Here is a 15,602-nt window from a genome sequence, read left to right as displayed (position 1 = left end):
GTGACTTTCGTAACCGATTCGATGTCGAACCCGGTCGCCGGCACACCGAAGCCCGCTTCAGCCGCGCGCGCGGCAGACGGCTTCGCGCTCGGCCTGCCGCCGCGCCCTGCGCTGCTGTCGCGCCGCGCATGGCTCGCGCTCGTCGCGCTGTGCATCGCGATCGGCATCGGTGTGCCGCTCGCCGCGCTCGTCGCGCCCGAAGCGAGCGCATTCCATCTGTCCGCCTACGCGATGACGCTCGCCGGCAAGCTGATGTGCTACGCGATCGCCGCGCTCGCGCTCGATCTCGTATGGGGCTACTGCGGGATCCTGAGCCTCGGCCATGGCCTCTTCTTCGCGCTCGGCGGCTATGCGATCGGCATGTACCTGATGCGCGAGATCGGCCGCGACGGCAAGTACGGCAGCGAGCTGCCCGACTTCATGGTGTTCCTCGACTGGCACCAGTTGCCGTGGTACTGGAGCGGCACGCAGCATCTCGCGTGGGCACTCGCGCTCGTCGTGCTCGTGCCTGCCGTGCTCGCGTGGGTGTTCGGCTTCTTCACGTTCCGCTCGCGCGTGAAAGGCGTGTACCTATCGATCATCACGCAGGCGCTGACGTTCGCCGCGATGCTGCTGTTCTATCGCAACGAGACGGGCTTCGGCGGCAACAACGGCTTCACCGACTTCAAGCGCATCGCCGGTTTCGCGATCACGTCGCCCGGCACGCGCACGGTGCTGTTGCTGCTGACGTTCGCAACGCTGGTGCTCTCGTTCATCGCCGCGCGCGCGATCGTCACGAGCAAGCTCGGGCGCGTCGTCACCGCAGTGCGCGACGGCGAGACGCGGCTGATGTTCCTCGGCTACAGCCCGCTCGCGTACAAGCTGTTCGTGTGGACCGTGTCGGCCGTGCTGTGCGGCATCGCAGGCGCGCTGTACGTGCCGCAGGTCGGCATCATCAATCCCGGCGAGATGTCGCCCGGCAACTCGATCGAGATGGCGATCTGGGTCGCGGTGGGCGGGCGCGGCACGCTGATCGGGCCGATCGTCGGCGCGTTCGCGGTGAACGGCGCGAAGAGCCTGTTTACCGCGTACTTCGCCGAATACTGGCTGTTCTTCCTCGGCCTGATCTTCGTGCTCGTGCCGCTGCTGCTGCCGCGCGGGATCATGGGCCTCGTCGAAACCGTGCTCGCGAAGGGGAAACGCGCATGAACGGAACGGCCCTCTACCAATTCACGCCGCCGCCGGAAGATGAGCTGCTGGCCGTCAGCGGCACCGCATCGATGGGTCGCGTCGTGCCGCCCGGCATCGACACGTCGCACGGCACGATCCTCTACCTCGAGGATATCGAGGTGAGCTTCGACGGCTTCCGCGCGCTGAAGAAACTGTCGCTCGCGATCGACGCGGGCGAGCTGCGCTGCGTGATCGGCCCGAACGGCGCGGGCAAGACGACGATGATGGACGTGATCACCGGCAAGACGCGCCCCGACGCCGGCAATGTGTTCCTCGGCCAGACGCTCGACCTCGCGCGGATGAGCGAGCCGGAGATCGCGCGCGCGGGTATCGGCCGCAAGTTCCAGAAGCCGACCGTGTTCGAGCAGCATCCGGTGTGGGAAAACCTCGAACTCGCGATGCAGACCGACAAGGGCTGGCTCGCGTCGCTGCGCGCGCGGCTCGACCGCACCGCGCAGGCGAAGATCGAGGAGACGCTCGCGCTGATCGGCCTCGAAAGCCATGCGTTTCGTGCAGCCGGCGAGCTGTCGCACGGTCAGAAGCAGCGGCTCGAGATCGGCATGCTGCTGATGCAGCGCCCCGCGCTGCTGCTGCTCGACGAACCGGCCGCCGGGATGACCGACCACGAGACGATGGAACTCGCCGAACTGCTGAACACGCTGCGCGGCACCTGCTCGATGATGGTCGTCGAGCACGACATGGAATTCGTCGCGGCGCTCGCCGGCGACACCGGCCGCGTGACGGTGATGGCCGAAGGCGCGGTGCTTGCGCAAGGCACGCTCGACCAGGTCAAGCGCGACGACGCGGTGATCGAGTCTTACCTCGGACGATGATGCGATGCTGAAGATCGAAGGTCTGAACCAGTACTACGGCGGCAGCCATATCCTGCGCAACGTGAACCTCGCCGCCGACGACGGCAAGCTCACCGTGCTGCTCGGCCGCAACGGCGTCGGCAAGAGCACGCTGCTGCGCTGCCTGATGGGTGTCGTCGCCGCGAAGAGCGGCACCGTGTCGTGGCGCGGCACCGCGCTCGGCGCGCTGCCGCCGTATGCGCGCGTCGCGGCCGGGCTCGCATACGTGCCGCAGGGCCGCGACATCTTTCCGCGGCTGACCGTCGAGGAGAACCTGCTCGTCGGCGCGGCGAGCCGCAAGGCGCCGTCGAAGGTGCCGGACCGCATCTACGACCTGTTCCCGGTGCTGAAGGACATGCGCGCGCGGCGCGGCGGCGACCTGTCGGGCGGCCAGCAGCAGCAGCTCGCGATCGGCCGCGCGCTGATGAGCGAGCCACAGTTGCTGATCCTCGACGAGCCGACCGAGGGCATCCAGCCGTCGATCATCCAGGACATCGGCCGCACGCTGCGCCAGCTCGTCGACGAATCGAACATGACGGTACTGCTCGTCGAGCAGTATTACGATTTCGCGCGCTCGATCGCGGACCGCTACTGGGTGATGAGCCGCGGCGAGATCGTCGCAGGCGGCGATGCGCGCGACATGGAGACGAACGGCGTGCGCGAACTGATCGCGGTGTGACGCGCAGCGCGGCAGCGGGCACGGGCGGCCGGTTCGCGGTGCGGCCGCACGCGGCGCTTTCAACGAACGCGGCATCTGGATTATTGTTCCGGTAGCATCCACGTCCTTCGCGCCCGTTTCTCTCGTTTCCCGCTCGCCGCCGATGTCCGCCCCCGATTCCCACGCCCCGCTGTCCCGCCCCGCCGTCGCCAAGTCGTGGCGCGGCCGCCTCGAACTCGGCTTCGAGCGGCACGGCGCACGCACGACGCTCGCGCACCGGCTGCACGACGGCCCGCTGCGCGTGCAGCGGCCGCTGTACCCGGAAGGCGACGCGATCTGCCATGCGGTGATCGTCCACCCGCCGGGCGGCGTCGCGGGCGGCGACCGGCTCGACATCGGCATCGCGCTCGGTGCCGGCACGCACGCGGTGCTGACGACGCCCGGCGCGACCAAGTGGTACAAGTCGAACGGCCTCGATGCGACGCAGCGCATCGGCATCGCGGTCGACGAGAATGCGAAGCTCGACTGGCTGCCGCAGAACAACCTGTTCTTCGATGCAGCGCACGCAGCGCTCGATTTCACGGTGACGCTCGGCGCAGGCGCGAGCGCGATCGGCTGGGACGCGACGCAGCTCGGCCGGCAGGCGGCCGGCGAGACCTGGTCGGCGGGCCGTATCGCGTCGACCTCCGCGCTCGTCGGTGCCGACGGCCGGCCTCTATGGACCGAGCGCGCGCTGCTCGACGCGCACGATCCGCTGCGCGGCGCGCTGCAGGGCCTCGCGGGTTTTCCCGCGTACGGCACGCTGTGGGCCGCCGGCGCCGCGTGCGACGCCGCCCTGGCCGAATCGCTCGCTGCGCGGATGCCGTTCGACGACACGCTGCGCGCGGGCGCAACCTGCGTAACGCCCGGCGTCGTGCTCGTGCGCGCACTGTCGACGTCGATGGAAGCGCTGCAGCGCCACTTCACCGATTGCTGGCTGCATCTGCGGCCGATCGTGCACGGCGTCGACGCACGGCCGCTGCGCCTCTGGCAAACCTGAGCGCGCCCGCGCCGCGCACCGTTTCGGCGCATCCCTACATCCGACGCTGCACGCTATCCATGCACCGCGCACCACGAACGCGCATCGCGCTGCGTTCCATGCACATGGCACGCGCCTTGCTGCTTACATAACCGATACACGGCGCGCGCAAAACGGCGCGGTGCTACGATGATCTGCACGTCCGCCCGGTTGGGCGCGCACCGATAAAAATTACGTTTTCCTGAACGTTTGCCTTCATGAAACTGACTCCCCGAGAAAAGGACAAGCTGCTGATCTTCACGGCGGCGCTGCTGGCCGAACGCCGTCGCGCGCGCGGCCTGAAGCTCAACTATCCGGAGGCGGTCGCCTTCATCACCGCCGCGCTGATGGAAGCCGCGCGCGACGGCAAGACGGTTGCCGAGGTGATGCACTACGGCACGACGCTGCTCACGCGCGACGACGTGATGGACGGCGTGGCCGAAATGATTCCCGACATCCAGGTCGAGGCGACCTTCCCCGACGGCACGAAGCTCGTGACCGTCCACCACCCGATTCCGTGAGGCAACGCATGATCCCCGGCGAAATCCTCACCGACGACGGCGAGCACGAACTGAACGCGGGCCGCGAAACGCTGACGCTCGTCGTCGCGAACACCGGCGACCGCCCGGTGCAGGTCGGCTCGCATTACCACTTCTTCGAAGTCAACGACGCACTGTCGTTCGACCGCACGGCCGCGCGCGGCTTCCGGCTCAACATCGCGGCCGGCACGGCCGTGCGCTTCGAGCCGGGCCAGACGCGCACCGTCGAGCTCGTCGCGCTCGCGGGCGATCGGGCCGTCTACGGTTTTCAGGGCAAGGTGATGGGGCCGCTCTGAGCGCGCGCCCCATTCTTCAGGTCTTCAGGAACATCACGAGATGACACTACGCTTGAGCCGCCGCGCGTACGCGGAAATGTTCGGGCCGACGACGGGCGACCGCGTCCGGCTCGCCGATACCGAACTGCTGATCGAGATCGAACGCGACTTCACGACCTACGGCGAGGAAGTGAAATTCGGCGGCGGGAAAGTGATCCGCGACGGGATGGGCCAGTCGCAGCGCGTATCCGCCGATGTGCCCGACACGGTCATCACGAACGCGGTGATCCTCGATCACTGGGGCATCGTGAAGGCCGACATCGCGATCAAGCACGGCCGCATCGCCGCGATCGGCAAGGCCGGCAACCCGGACATCCAGCCGGGCGTGACGATCGCGATCGGCGCCGCGACCGAAGTGATCGCCGGCGAAGGACTGATCGTGACGGCCGGCGGCATCGACACGCACATCCACTTCATCAGCCCGCAGCAGATCGACGAGGCGCTCGCATCGGGCGTCACGACGATGCTCGGCGGCGGCACGGGGCCCGCCACCGGCACCAACGCGACGACCTGCACGCCGGGCCCGTGGCACATGGAGCGGATGCTGCAGGCCGCCGACGGCTGGCCGATCAACCTGGGCTTTCTCGGCAAGGGCAACGCGAGCCTGCCCGAGCCGCTCGTCGAGCAGATCGCGGCTGGCGCGATCGGGCTGAAGCTGCACGAGGACTGGGGCACGACGCCCGCCGCGATCGACAACTGCCTGTCGGTCGCGGACGACACCGACACGCAGGTCGCGATCCACACCGACACGCTGAACGAAGCCGGCTTCGTCGAATCGACGGTCGCCGCATTCAAGGGCCGCACGATCCACACGTACCACACCGAAGGCGCGGGCGGCGGCCATGCGCCCGACATCCTGAAGGTGTGCGGCGAGGCGAACGTGCTGCCGTCGTCGACCAACCCGACGCGCCCGTACACGATCAACACGCTCGACGAGCATCTCGACATGCTGATGGTGTGCCATCACCTCGATCCGTCGATCGCCGAGGATCTCGCGTTCGCCGAATCGCGGATTCGCCGCGAGACGATCGCGGCCGAGGACATCCTGCACGATCTCGGCGCGCTGTCGATGCTGTCGTCCGATTCGCAGGCGATGGGCCGCGTCGGCGAAGTGATCATCCGCACGTGGCAGACCGCGCACAAGATGAAGGTGCAGCGCGGCGCGCTGCCGGAAGACGGCGCGCGCAACGACAACTTCCGCGCGAAGCGCTACGTCGCGAAGTACACGATCAACCCGGCGATCACGCACGGGATCGCGCACGAAGTCGGTTCGATCGAGCCCGGCAAGTGGGCCGACCTCGTGCTGTGGGAGCCCGCGTTCTTCGGGATCAAGCCGTCGATGATCCTGAAGGGCGGGATGATCGCGGTCGCGCAGATGGGCGACCCGAACGCGTCGATCCCGACGCCGCAGCCCGTCCACTATCGCGAGATGTTCGCGACGCGCGGCGGTGCGCTCGCGCGCACGTCGCTGACCTTCGTGTCGCAGATGGCGGCCGATGCGGGCATCGCGGAACGCTACGGCCTCGCGAAGCGGATCGTGCCGGTGCGCAACTGCCGCAACGTGACGAAGGCCGACATGATCCACAACGCATGGCGCCCGTCGATCAGCGTCGATCCCGAAACCTACGACGTGATCGCCGACGGCCAGTTGCTCACCTGCGAGCCGGCGACGGTGCTGCCGATGGCGCAGCGCTATTTCCTGTTCTGATTTCCGGTTTTCGGTTCCTGTCTTATGCGCACCCTCGACAAACGCATTGCCCCGAACGTGAAACTCGCCGCGTCGCTCGTCGCGCGCGCACCGACGCTCACGCTCGCGTATGACGCCCGCTGCAAGAGCCGCCTCGCGGCGACGCTCGACACCGGCGAGGACGTCGCGGTGCTGCTGCCGCGCGGCACCGTGCTGCGCGACGGCGACGTGCTCGTCGCCGACGACGGCGCGCTCGTGCGCGTCGCCGCGGCGCCCGAAGCCGTGCTGCTCGTGCGCGCGGCCGATCCGCTCACGCTGATGCGCGCCGCGTACCACCTCGGCAACCGTCACACGCCGGTCGAGATCGGCGACGGCTACCTGAAGCTCGAAGCCGATCCGGTGCTCGCGGACATGCTGCGCCGGCTCGGCACGCAGGTCGAAGCAGAGAACGCGCCGTTCCAGCCGGAAGCCGGCGCGTACGGCGGCGGCCACAAGCACGGGCACGACGCGACGTTCGCCGAGGACTACGCGCTCGCGCAGCAGGTGTTCGGCGAACACCACGGGCATTCCCATTCGCACGATCACGATCACGATCACGATCACGATCACGATCACGATCACGATCACGATCATCAGCATGGTCCCGGATGCACGCACGGCCACGGCCATGACCACCACTGAACTCGTCGCACTGCTGCACCTCGCGTCGCCGGCGCTGCCGATCGGCGCATACAGCTATTCGCAGGGCCTCGAAGCCGCGCTCGACGCGAACCTGATCCACGACGCCGATTCGGCACGCGACTGGATCGCGAGCGGCCTGACCGACGTGCTCGCGCACGGCGAGCTGCCGTTCCTCGCGCACCAGCTCGCGCGTTGGCACGCGCATGACGCGCACGCGCTCGCCGCCGAAAACGCGTGGTTCATCGCGAGCCGCGAATCGGCGGAACTGCGCCGCGAGACCGAGCAGATGGGCTGGTCGCTCGCGCAGCTCTGCGCATCGCTCGAATGGGGCGATGCCGCGCACCGCGCGACGCTCGCATCGATGTCGCCGATCGCACTGCCGACCGCATTCGCATACGCGGCCGCCGCGCACGATGCCGGCGCCGACGCGACGCTCGCCGCGTACGCATTCGGCTGGGTCGAGAACCAGACGTCCGCCGCGCTGAAGGCCGTGCCGCTCGGCCAGCTCGCCGGGCAACGCATCATCGTCGCGCTGCGCGGCGCGATCGACGCGGCCGTGCGCCGCGCGCTCGCGACGCCGCCCGACGCCGTCAACACGTTTGCGCCGCAACTCGGCATCCTGTCCGCGCGGCACGAAACCCAGTACTCGCGGTTGTTCCGCTCCTGAACACGACGCTATTCGCCATGAACGCACCTGCTCCCTCCTCCGCCCGCCGCACGAAGAAACTGCCGCCGCTGCGCGTCGGCATCGGCGGCCCTGTCGGCTCCGGCAAGACCACGCTGCTCGAAATGCTGTGCAAGGCGATGCGCGACCGCTACGACCTCGTCGCGATCACCAACGACATCTATACGAAGGAAGACCAGCGGCTGCTGACGGTTGCGGGCGCGCTGCCCGAGGAACGCATCATGGGCGTCGAGACGGGCGGCTGCCCGCATACGGCGATCCGCGAGGATGCATCGATCAACCTCGAAGCCGTCGACCGGATGCTGTCGCGCTTTCCCGACGCCGACATCGTGTTCATCGAATCGGGCGGCGACAATCTCGCGGCGACGTTCAGCCCCGAGCTGTCGGACCTGACGATCTACGTGATCGACGTCGCGGGCGGCGAGAAGATTCCGCGCAAGGGCGGCCCCGGCATCACGAAGTCCGACCTGCTCGTGATCAACAAGACCGATCTCGCGCCGCTGGTCGGCGCGAACCTCGACGTGATGGCGTCCGACACGAAGAAGATGCGCGGCGAGCGGCCTTACGTGATGACGAACCTGAAGGCGCTCGACGGCGTCGCGGACGTAATCGCGTTCATCGAGAAGAAGGGCTTGCTGACGGTCTGAGCGGCGCGGCGGCGGCACACGACGCCGCCACGCATGCCCGGGGCGGCATTGCGCCGCCTTCGTCTATTTGTCGGAAGTGTCCTGCTGCTCACGCTCGCCGCGTTCGGCGGGCGGCAGCAGCGCCGCGAGCACGTCGACCGTGCGCGCGGTCGCGCCGCGGTGACGCGCCGCGAAGGCCGCGCCAGCCGCGCCCATCGCGATGCGCCGCGCCTTGTCGGCGAACAGCGCGTCGAGCACGTGCGCGAGATCGAGCGGATCCTCGACCTGCATCGCCGCGCCGGCCGCGACCGCGTCGGCGGTTGCCTGCGTGAAGTTGAACACGTGCGGGCCGATCAGCACCGGCACGCCGACCGCGCACGCTTCGATCAGGTTCTGTCCGCCGAGCGGCAGCAGGCTGCCGCCGATGAACGCGACGTCGGCGGCCGAGTAGTACGCGCCGAGTTCGCCCATCGAATTGCCGAGCAACACCGTCACGTCGCCCGGCAGCGGTTCGGCAGCCGGGTGGCCGGCCGCGAGCGCGGCCGTGTCGGCCGCCCATGCCGAGCGTCGCACGCACTTGAGCCCGCTGCGCTCGACGAGCGCCTCGACCTCGGCGAAACGCTGCGGGTGGCGCGGCACGAGCACCAGCAGCGCGCCGGGCGTGCGCATCGCGACGAACGCCTGCAGCACCAGCGCCTCCTCGTTCTCGCGCGTGCTGGCAGCGACCCACACGGGCCGCGCGCCGATCGCGTCGCGCCACGCATGGCCGCGCGCCGCGAGTTCCGGCGGCGTCGCCATGTCGAACTTCAGGTTGCCGAGCACGGTCACGTTGCGTGCGCCGAGCGACGTCAGCCGCTCCGCATCGGCCGGGCTCTGCGCGAGCACGCGCGAGAAGCCGCCGAACACGTCGCGCGTCGCCGCGCCGAACTTCGCCGCGCGCCGGAACGACCGCGCGGACATCCGCGCATTGGTCAGCACGAGCGGCACGTCCGCGCGGCGGCACTCGTCGATCAGCGTCGGCCACACCTCGGTTTCCATCACGAGGCCGAGCGTCGGCCGCCATGCATGCAGGAAGCGCCGCACCAGGCCCGGCATGTCGTACGGCAGGTAGCAGCGCAGCACGCGATCGCCGAAGATCTGTTCGCCGGTCGCGCGGCCGCTCGGCGTCATGTGCGTGAGCAGGATGCGCGCATCGGGGCGCGCGTGCATCAGCGCATCGATCAGCGGCTGCGCGGCGCGCGTTTCGCCGACCGATACCGCATGCACCCAGATCAGCGGCGCACGGTCGTCGCGCGAGCGGCCCGCCACGCGGCCGAAGCGTTCGCCGATGTGCTCGCGATAGCCGCGCTCCTTGCGCGAGCGCACATAGAGCCGGATGACCGCGGCGGGTGCGACGAGCCACCACAGCGCGCGATAGATCGCCCTCAGCATGCGGCGGCCCTCGTATTGCTTCGAAGCAGGTGCGCGCTCAAACCAGCGCCCTGCCCGTCAGGCGCTCGAGAATGCCGAGCGGCGCGCATTCGCGGCGGACCATCGCATCGACCGGCAGGAAGAAGGTCTGCTCGAGCATGAACTGGCCGGACATCACAGCGTGCGAAGTCTGGTCCGAGAAACATATCCACACGCTGCCCGGCGGGAACGGCATCGTCTGCTGCGGGCTCGTCTTCTGGTAGTCGAGATCGGCCTTCATGCCGTCGTGCAGGTTCAGCATCAGGTGGTCGTACGCGCTGCGCGGCGACTTCGTCACGTGCAGCAGGTTCAGCAACCACGCGGAACCGGGGAGCTGCGGCCTGATGCGCGGCAGGAAACGCTTCGCGACGTCCTCGAACGGCTCGCCCACGCGCCACACGCGCGGTGCGCCGGCCGGGTTCACGTTCGTGAACACGCGCAGGATGCGCTCGCCGTAGTTCGGCCGCGACGGGAACGCGTCGACGTGCAGCCGGCTGTCATCCTTGCGCCACGACGTCTGGCGCGTCTCGACCCGCATCAGCCGCAGGCTCGTCGGCGCGACGCGCAGCTTGCCGCGGTATTCAGGAAACAGGCCGTCGACGAGCGTGCCGGCCTGCTGCTGGAAGCGCGCGACGAGCGCGCGCACGGCCGACTGCGTGACGCTGTCGCCGAGCACGCCGGCGAGCGCGCCGCCGTTCGGCGCGAGGCTGATGTTCTTGCGTTTCGGATCGGCGAGCGCCGGATCGAGCAGCGCTTCCTCGCCGCCTTCGATCGCGAAGCGCAGATGCGGGAAATACAGCACCTTGCCTTCCTCGACCGCGGCCAGCAGTTGCTCGCGCGGTGCCGACAGGTTGTGTCCGCTCCAGTCGGCGGACGGGACTTCGATGATCTGGGATTCGCTCATGATCGGTTCGCGTAATTGACAGGCGTTACAGGAGACCGAAGCCCGCGAGCGCCGACTTCACCTGTGCGATCGACGGGGGCTGCCCCGCGGTGCCGAGATTGACGACGTTCGGCGACCAGTAGCCGCCGGTCCGCCAGGCCGTCGCGAAATTGTACAGTTCGACCGTCGGACGCTTCAGCGCGGCCGCGATGTGAACCAGACCTGTATCAACCCCGACGGTCGCGGCCGCGCCGTCGATCAGACCGACCACGGCCGGCAGCGACAGCTTCGGCGGCACGATCGCCGCCGCGCCGAACTCCTTCGCGAGCCGCTCGCTGGTCGCGCGCTCCGCGTCGTTGCCCCACGGCAGCACGAGCGACGCGCCGCGCCGCACGAGCGCCTGGCCGAGCTCGATCCACGCGGCGTCCGGCCACTGCTTGTCGGCGCGCGACGTCGCATGGACGAACACCACGTACGGCACCGGCAGGTTCAGGCCGAGCGCGGCCACCGCGAGCGCCGCCGCGCGCGTGTCGAGGCCGAAGTCGACCGGATCGGCCGGCGTCGGCGCCGGGTCGCCCAGCGCGGCCGCGACGAGTTGCCGCGAGCGCTCGACGACGTGCGTGCGCGGCGCGATCGGCACGCGCTTGCGGTAGAAGAAACGCACCGGCCATTCGTAGCCGGCGCCGTCGGTGCGGTTGCCGAGCCCGACGAGCGGGCCGCGCGCCCAGCTCGCGACCCAGGCCGTCTTGATGAGGCCCTGGCAGTCGATCACGAGGTCGTACTGCTCGGCCGCGAGGCGCCGGCGGAATGCGCGGATCTCGCGCCACGTCGCGCCCGAGAACGGCTTCTTGCGCCAGCGGCGCAGCGAGAACGGCAGCACCTCGCGCACGCCGTCGACGAGCCGCACGAGGTCGACGAAGCTTTCCTCGACGAGCCAGTCGATCTGCGCATCGGGGTGGCGGCGCCGGATATCGGCGATCACCGGCATGTTGTGCACGACGTCGCCCAGCGACGACACACGCACGATCAGGATCTTTTGCACGCTGAAAAAACGCCGGCTGACAGCCGGCGACAGACATAAAGGAGCGATTTTATCTCGCCCGGGGGAGCAGACAGACAAAAAGCGGCCGCACGCTGTCGCGTGCGCCGCTTTTCGGGGATGGCGCGACCGCTAAATCGGCCGCCGCGCCGTTGGCGGCCCGCAGGCCGCCGACGCTCAGAACGGCAGCTTGACGTCCGGCTTCGCGGCCGTCAGCACGCGGCGGAAGTCCTCCTGGATGCGCTTGAGCCCTTCCTGCGTCTCCGACTCGAAACGCATCACGACGACCGGCGTCGTGTTCGACGAACGCGCGAGGCCGAAGCCGTCCGGGTACTCGACACGCAGGCCGTCGATCGTCACGACTTCCTCGGCGCCGTCGAACTTCGCCTCTTTCTGCAGCTTGTCGATCAGGCGGAAGTTCTCGCCCTCTTCGAGCCACAGCTGCAGTTCGGGCGTGCTCATCGCGTCCGGCAGCCCGTTGAGCAGCGCGCTCGGATCGGCCGTCTTCGTGAGGATCTCGAGCAGGCGCGCGCCCGTGTAGAGGCCGTCGTCGAAGCCGTACCAGCGATCCTTGAAGAACACGTGGCCGCTCATTTCGCCGGCGAGCGGCGCACCCGTCTCGCGCAGCTTCGCCTTCACGAGCGAGTGGCCCGTCTTCCACATCAGCGGCTCGCCGCCCTTCGACTTCACCCACTGCGCGAGGTTGCGCGTGCACTTCACGTCGTAGATGATCTGCGCGCCCGGATTGCGCGACAGCACTTCTTCCGCGAACAGCATCAGCTGGCGGTCCGGATAGATGATCTGGCCGTCCTTCGTGACGACGCCGAGGCGGTCGCCGTCGCCGTCGAACGCGAAGCCGAGCTCGGCATCGGTGTCCTTCAGCGCCTGGATCACGTCCTGCAGGTTTTCCGGGTGCGCGGGATCGGGGTGGTGGTTCGGGAACGTGCCGTCGATGTCGGTGAAGCGCTCGACGAGTTCGCAGCCGAGCGCCTTGAACAGGCGCGTCGCGAGCGGGCCCGCGACGCCGTTGCCGGCGTCGACGACGAGCTTGATCGGCCGCGCGAGCTTCACGTCGCCGACGATGCGCGCGATGTACTGATAGGCGACGTCGACCTGCTCGTAGGTGCCGCTGCCCGTCTCGAAGCGCTCGTCGACGATGCGGCGGTACAGCGCCTGGATCTGCTCGCCGTAGATCGCGGCGCCGCGCAGCACCATCTTGAAGCCGTTGTAGTCGGGCGGGTTGTGGCTGCCCGTGACGACGATGCACGAATCGATGCGGCGCTCGCCGCCCTTCAGCGCAAGCGGCACGCTCGCCGCGAAATAACCGACCGGCGTCGGCACCATGCCGACGTCGACGACGTCGACGCCCGCCGCACGCAGGCCGTCGGCGAGTGCGCCGACGAGTTCGGGCCCGGACAGGCGGCCGTCGCGCGCGACGACGACCGCGTCGCCGCCCTGGGCGCGCACTTCGCTGCCGAATGCCCGGCCGATCCCGCGCGCCGTGTCGACGTCGAGCGTCTTGCCGACCACGCCACGAATGTCATATGCCTTGAAGATGGATTGGGAGATCATCGATTCTCTTCTCTCTCGGTTGCGTGCATGGAAAATTGTCTGGCCGCGTCTCGCCGGCGCCGCGCATGATACAGGCAGGCCCCTGCGAAACAAGGAACGGAACGGCTGGAGCGGCCCCGATCCCACTTATAATCGCGGGTTTTGATGACGCGCATGTCGCCCATTTTAATGCCTAGCCGACCCGCCGCCGCCAACCCGCAGCCTCCGGGCGCCCTGCCGGCCGCCCCGCGTACCTGCGGCCGCCGCGCATGCTGAAGCGCTTCGGCAACCCGGATGTCGCGAAGGCCGTCGCGAACCTCGTCTGGCTGGGGCTCGAACGGCTGACGCAGATCGGCGTCGCGATCGCGATCAGCGGTCTTCTGGCCCGTTATTTCGGGCCGGACGTGTTCGGCAAATGGCAGTATGCGAATACGCTCCTCCTGGTACTGGCGCCGCTCACCTGGGTGTGCGGCGCGGAAATCCTCGTTCCGACCATCGTCCAGCGCCCGCCTGCCCAGCTCGGCGCGGTGCTCGGCAGCGCATTCGCGCTGCGCATCGCCGTCTCGGCCGCCGCGCTCGTCGCGACCTGGATCGCGATCGCCGCGGGCGCCTTCGATCCGCTGGTCGGCGCGATGCTCGCGGGCCTGGCGGTCACGATGGTGTTCCGCGAGCCGTTCGTCGGCGTGATCAACGCGTGGCTGCAAAGCCTCACCTACAGCAAGCCGCAGCTCGTCACCAGCATGATCACCGCGCTGGCGAAGGCGCTGCTCGTCTGGCTACTGGTCCGTGCGGCCGCCGGCCCCGCGCGCTTCGGGTGGCTGTGGGCGCTCGAGGCCGCCGCGATCGGCTTCGCGCTGCTGCTCTACTACCGGCATCGTAACGGCGGCGCGCTCGGCTGGACGTTCGATAAACCGCTGTTCAGGCACTTTGCGACGGCCGGCACCGTGTTCTGGCTCGGCCTCATCTGCATGTACCTGTTCCTGAAGCTCGACCGCCTGATGCTCGAGCGCCACGTGTCGTTCGCCGATCTCGGCCGCTACTCGGCCGCGCAGCAGCTCAACGAGAACTGGATCACGCTCGCGCTGATGCTCGCGCAGACGATCGCGCCCGCATTCGTCTACCGCGTGCAGGACGTCGCGCGGCTGCGCCGCAACATCGTCCGGCTGATCGCGATGACGGCCTGCCTGATGACGGCCGGCGCGCTCGTGCTCGACGCCGCCGCCCCGCTGATCGTCGGCAAGGTGTTCGGCCGCGGCTACGAGGCCTCGGTCGACATCTTCCGCTGGGCCGTCTGGTTGTCCGTGCCGGCCGGCATCGAGGCGATAGGCAATCTTATCGTTCTCAAATATCAAGCAAAATTCGTGTTGCTGTCGAAATGGCTGCTCGCGCTCGCGATCGCCGCGCTCGTCAACCTGTTCGCGATCCCGCGGCTCGGCCTGTACGGCGCGCTCGTCGGGCTGGCGGCCGGCTACCTGGCCGCGGCCGCCGTCAATTTTTATTACATCCGTTTCAAGCTGCAAACATGACGTCATCCGATTGCCCGCCCCCGCTCGACGACGTGGCCGTGCTGATGCCGGCCTACAACGGGCACGACGACGTCGTCCGGACCCTCGCGTCGTTTCGCGAGGACGCGCCCGTGCACGTGCTGATCGTCGACGACGGCAGCACGCCGCCGATCGTCGCGCCCGACCTGCCCGGCCTCGCGATCGAGGTGCTGCGCATGCCGCGCAACGGCGGCATCGAGCGCGCGCTGGCGGCCGGCATCGACGCGCTCGCGACACGCGGCTTTCGTTATGCGGCGCGCATCGACGCCGGCGATCTCGCCGCGCCGCAGCGCCTCGCGAAGGAGCGCGCGTATCTCGGCGCCCATTCGCGCGTGGCCTGCGTCGGCATGTGGACGCAGGTCGTATCGCGCGCCGGCGAGCCGCGCTTCATGCTGACGCCGCCCGCCGATCCGCGCACGCTGCGCCGCACGCGCTTCCTGCGCTCGCCGCTCGTGCATCCGTCGGTGATGCTGCGCATCGACGCCGTGCTGGAGGTCGGCAACTATCGCGAGAAATACCGCGCGGCCGAGGATCTCGATCTTTTTTTACGGTTAATGCAACGCTACGATTGCGCGAACCTGCCGGAACTCGGCCTTTATTACGAACTCAACGAGGGCGGGATCAGCGCGACCAAACGCCGGCGCCAGCTGGTGTCGACGCTGTCGCTGCTGCTGAGCCACTTCAACGCGCTGAACCCGTACGACTGGGCCGGCCTCGCCAAGAACCTGCTGCATTTCGTGACGCCGTACCGCACGCTGCAGCGGATCAAGCAGACGCTGTTCGCCGCGCGGCCGTCCGCTTGAGCGCG

16 protein-coding genes are annotated in these 15,602 nt (G+C 68.8%); 12 read left to right on the top strand and 4 right to left on the bottom strand.

All coding sequences use genetic code 11. The features are described 5' to 3' along the window. The 10 genes from urtC (at position 1) to ureG (ending at position 8,349) form a co-directional block, all read left to right on the top strand. A complete protein-coding gene (gene urtC, locus MRS60_RS04225; protein WP_243565266.1) occupies positions 1-1,188 on the top strand; it encodes an urea ABC transporter permease subunit UrtC in 1,188 nt (395 codons plus the stop codon). Further along, positions 1,185-2,042: an urea ABC transporter ATP-binding protein UrtD gene (gene urtD / locus MRS60_RS04220; protein ID WP_034182914.1), complete on the top strand. Its 858-nt coding sequence runs from the start codon at positions 1,185-1,187 to the stop codon at positions 2,040-2,042. The genes urtC and urtD overlap by 4 nt, the downstream gene beginning before the upstream one ends. Before the next feature lie 4 nt (positions 2,043-2,046). Next, on the top strand, positions 2,047-2,739 hold the full coding sequence (urtE, locus tag MRS60_RS04215) for an urea ABC transporter ATP-binding subunit UrtE (protein WP_034182913.1): 693 nt from the start codon (positions 2,047-2,049) through the stop codon (positions 2,737-2,739). Positions 2,740-2,881: 142 nt separating this feature from the next. Then, the gene (locus MRS60_RS04210; protein ID WP_243565265.1) at positions 2,882-3,757 is read left to right on the top strand and encodes an urease accessory protein UreD; all 876 of its coding nucleotides are present in this window, start codon (positions 2,882-2,884) and stop codon (positions 3,755-3,757) included. Positions 3,758-3,993: 236 nt separating this feature from the next. After that, the gene (ureA, locus tag MRS60_RS04205) at positions 3,994-4,296 is read left to right on the top strand and encodes an urease subunit gamma (protein WP_034182911.1); all 303 of its coding nucleotides are present in this window, start codon (positions 3,994-3,996) and stop codon (positions 4,294-4,296) included. A gap of 8 nt (positions 4,297-4,304) precedes the next feature. After that, the gene (locus MRS60_RS04200; protein WP_105393047.1) at positions 4,305-4,610 is read left to right on the top strand and encodes an urease subunit beta; all 306 of its coding nucleotides are present in this window, start codon (positions 4,305-4,307) and stop codon (positions 4,608-4,610) included. 40 nt (positions 4,611-4,650) lie between these two features. Beyond that, the gene (gene ureC / locus MRS60_RS04195) at positions 4,651-6,357 is read left to right on the top strand and encodes an urease subunit alpha (protein WP_175748770.1); all 1,707 of its coding nucleotides are present in this window, start codon (positions 4,651-4,653) and stop codon (positions 6,355-6,357) included. A 24-nt stretch (positions 6,358-6,381) separates the two neighbouring features. Continuing rightward, positions 6,382-7,017: an urease accessory protein UreE gene (gene ureE / locus MRS60_RS04190; protein ID WP_243565264.1), complete on the top strand. Its 636-nt coding sequence runs from the start codon at positions 6,382-6,384 to the stop codon at positions 7,015-7,017. Then, a complete protein-coding gene (locus MRS60_RS04185) occupies positions 7,004-7,684 on the top strand; it encodes an urease accessory protein UreF (protein WP_243565263.1) in 681 nt (226 codons plus the stop codon). The genes ureE and MRS60_RS04185 overlap by 14 nt, the downstream gene beginning before the upstream one ends. A 17-nt stretch (positions 7,685-7,701) precedes the next feature. Then, positions 7,702-8,349 carry an urease accessory protein UreG gene (gene ureG / locus MRS60_RS04180; protein ID WP_034182906.1) on the top strand — a complete coding sequence of 216 codons (648 nt, stop codon included), beginning with the start codon at positions 7,702-7,704 and terminating at the stop codon, positions 8,347-8,349. Positions 8,350-8,412: 63 nt separating this feature from the next. Here the strand turns inward: ureG and waaA are convergent, their stop codons facing one another. The 4 genes from waaA to MRS60_RS04160 all read right to left on the bottom strand — a co-directional run bounded on the left by waaA (position 8,413) and on the right by MRS60_RS04160 (position 13,271). Beyond that, entirely contained in the window at positions 8,413-9,759 is a 1,347-nt protein-coding gene (waaA, locus tag MRS60_RS04175) for a lipid IV(A) 3-deoxy-D-manno-octulosonic acid transferase (RefSeq protein ID WP_243565262.1), read from the bottom strand. 37 nt (positions 9,760-9,796) lie between these two features. Beyond that, complete coding sequence (locus MRS60_RS04170) at positions 9,797-10,681, bottom strand: Kdo hydroxylase family protein (RefSeq protein WP_034182904.1); 885 nt, start codon at positions 10,679-10,681, stop codon at positions 9,797-9,799. A gap of 25 nt (positions 10,682-10,706) precedes the next feature. Then, positions 10,707-11,702, bottom strand: a complete 996-nt coding sequence (gene waaC / locus MRS60_RS04165) for a lipopolysaccharide heptosyltransferase I (protein WP_034182903.1) — start codon at positions 11,700-11,702, stop codon at positions 10,707-10,709. Positions 11,703-11,876: 174 nt separating this feature from the next. Beyond that, positions 11,877-13,271 (bottom strand): phosphomannomutase/phosphoglucomutase, encoded by a 1,395-nt coding sequence (locus tag MRS60_RS04160; protein ID WP_243565261.1) that lies wholly within the window; start codon positions 13,269-13,271, stop codon positions 11,877-11,879. Positions 13,272-13,519: 248 nt separating this feature from the next. Between MRS60_RS04160 and MRS60_RS04155 the strand changes: the two genes are divergently transcribed. Together MRS60_RS04155 and MRS60_RS04150 are read left to right on the top strand one after the other, a co-directional pair. Next, on the top strand, positions 13,520-14,776 hold the full coding sequence (locus MRS60_RS04155; protein ID WP_034183428.1) for an oligosaccharide flippase family protein: 1,257 nt from the start codon (positions 13,520-13,522) through the stop codon (positions 14,774-14,776). Then, positions 14,773-15,597 carry a glycosyltransferase gene (locus tag MRS60_RS04150; RefSeq protein ID WP_034182901.1) on the top strand — a complete coding sequence of 275 codons (825 nt, stop codon included), beginning with the start codon at positions 14,773-14,775 and terminating at the stop codon, positions 15,595-15,597. Before MRS60_RS04155 ends, MRS60_RS04150 begins: the two co-directional genes overlap by 4 nt. The last annotated feature ends 5 nt before the right edge of the window (positions 15,598-15,602 follow it).

It is taken from the genome of Burkholderia pyrrocinia, assembly GCF_022809715.1.
Taxonomy (GTDB): Bacteria; Pseudomonadota; Gammaproteobacteria; order Burkholderiales; family Burkholderiaceae; genus Burkholderia; species Burkholderia pyrrocinia_C.
This window is presented reverse-complemented; position numbering and strand designations above follow the sequence as displayed.

Excerpts from the sequence above, each read along its gene's own strand:
- urtD (WP_034182914.1), top strand. The coding sequence starts at position 1,185 with ATGAACGGAACGGCCCTCTACCAATTCACGCCGCCGCCGGAAGATGAG.
- urtE (WP_034182913.1), top strand. The coding sequence starts at position 2,047 with ATGCTGAAGATCGAAGGTCTGAACCAGTACTACGGCGGCAGCCATATC.
- MRS60_RS04210 (WP_243565265.1), top strand. The coding sequence starts at position 2,882 with ATGTCCGCCCCCGATTCCCACGCCCCGCTGTCCCGCCCCGCCGTCGCC.
- ureA (WP_034182911.1), top strand. The coding sequence starts at position 3,994 with ATGAAACTGACTCCCCGAGAAAAGGACAAGCTGCTGATCTTCACGGCG.
- MRS60_RS04200 (WP_105393047.1), top strand. The coding sequence starts at position 4,305 with ATGATCCCCGGCGAAATCCTCACCGACGACGGCGAGCACGAACTGAAC.
- ureC (WP_175748770.1), top strand. The coding sequence starts at position 4,651 with ATGACACTACGCTTGAGCCGCCGCGCGTACGCGGAAATGTTCGGGCCG.
- ureE (WP_243565264.1), top strand. The coding sequence starts at position 6,382 with ATGCGCACCCTCGACAAACGCATTGCCCCGAACGTGAAACTCGCCGCG.
- MRS60_RS04185 (WP_243565263.1), top strand. The coding sequence starts at position 7,004 with ATGACCACCACTGAACTCGTCGCACTGCTGCACCTCGCGTCGCCGGCG.
- ureG (WP_034182906.1), top strand. The coding sequence starts at position 7,702 with ATGAACGCACCTGCTCCCTCCTCCGCCCGCCGCACGAAGAAACTGCCG.
- waaA (WP_243565262.1), bottom strand. The coding sequence starts at position 9,759 with ATGCTGAGGGCGATCTATCGCGCGCTGTGGTGGCTCGTCGCACCCGCC.
- MRS60_RS04170 (WP_034182904.1), bottom strand. The coding sequence starts at position 10,681 with ATGAGCGAATCCCAGATCATCGAAGTCCCGTCCGCCGACTGGAGCGGA.
- MRS60_RS04160 (WP_243565261.1), bottom strand. The coding sequence starts at position 13,271 with ATGATCTCCCAATCCATCTTCAAGGCATATGACATTCGTGGCGTGGTC.
- MRS60_RS04155 (WP_034183428.1), top strand. The coding sequence starts at position 13,520 with ATGCTGAAGCGCTTCGGCAACCCGGATGTCGCGAAGGCCGTCGCGAAC.
- MRS60_RS04150 (WP_034182901.1), top strand. The coding sequence starts at position 14,773 with ATGACGTCATCCGATTGCCCGCCCCCGCTCGACGACGTGGCCGTGCTG.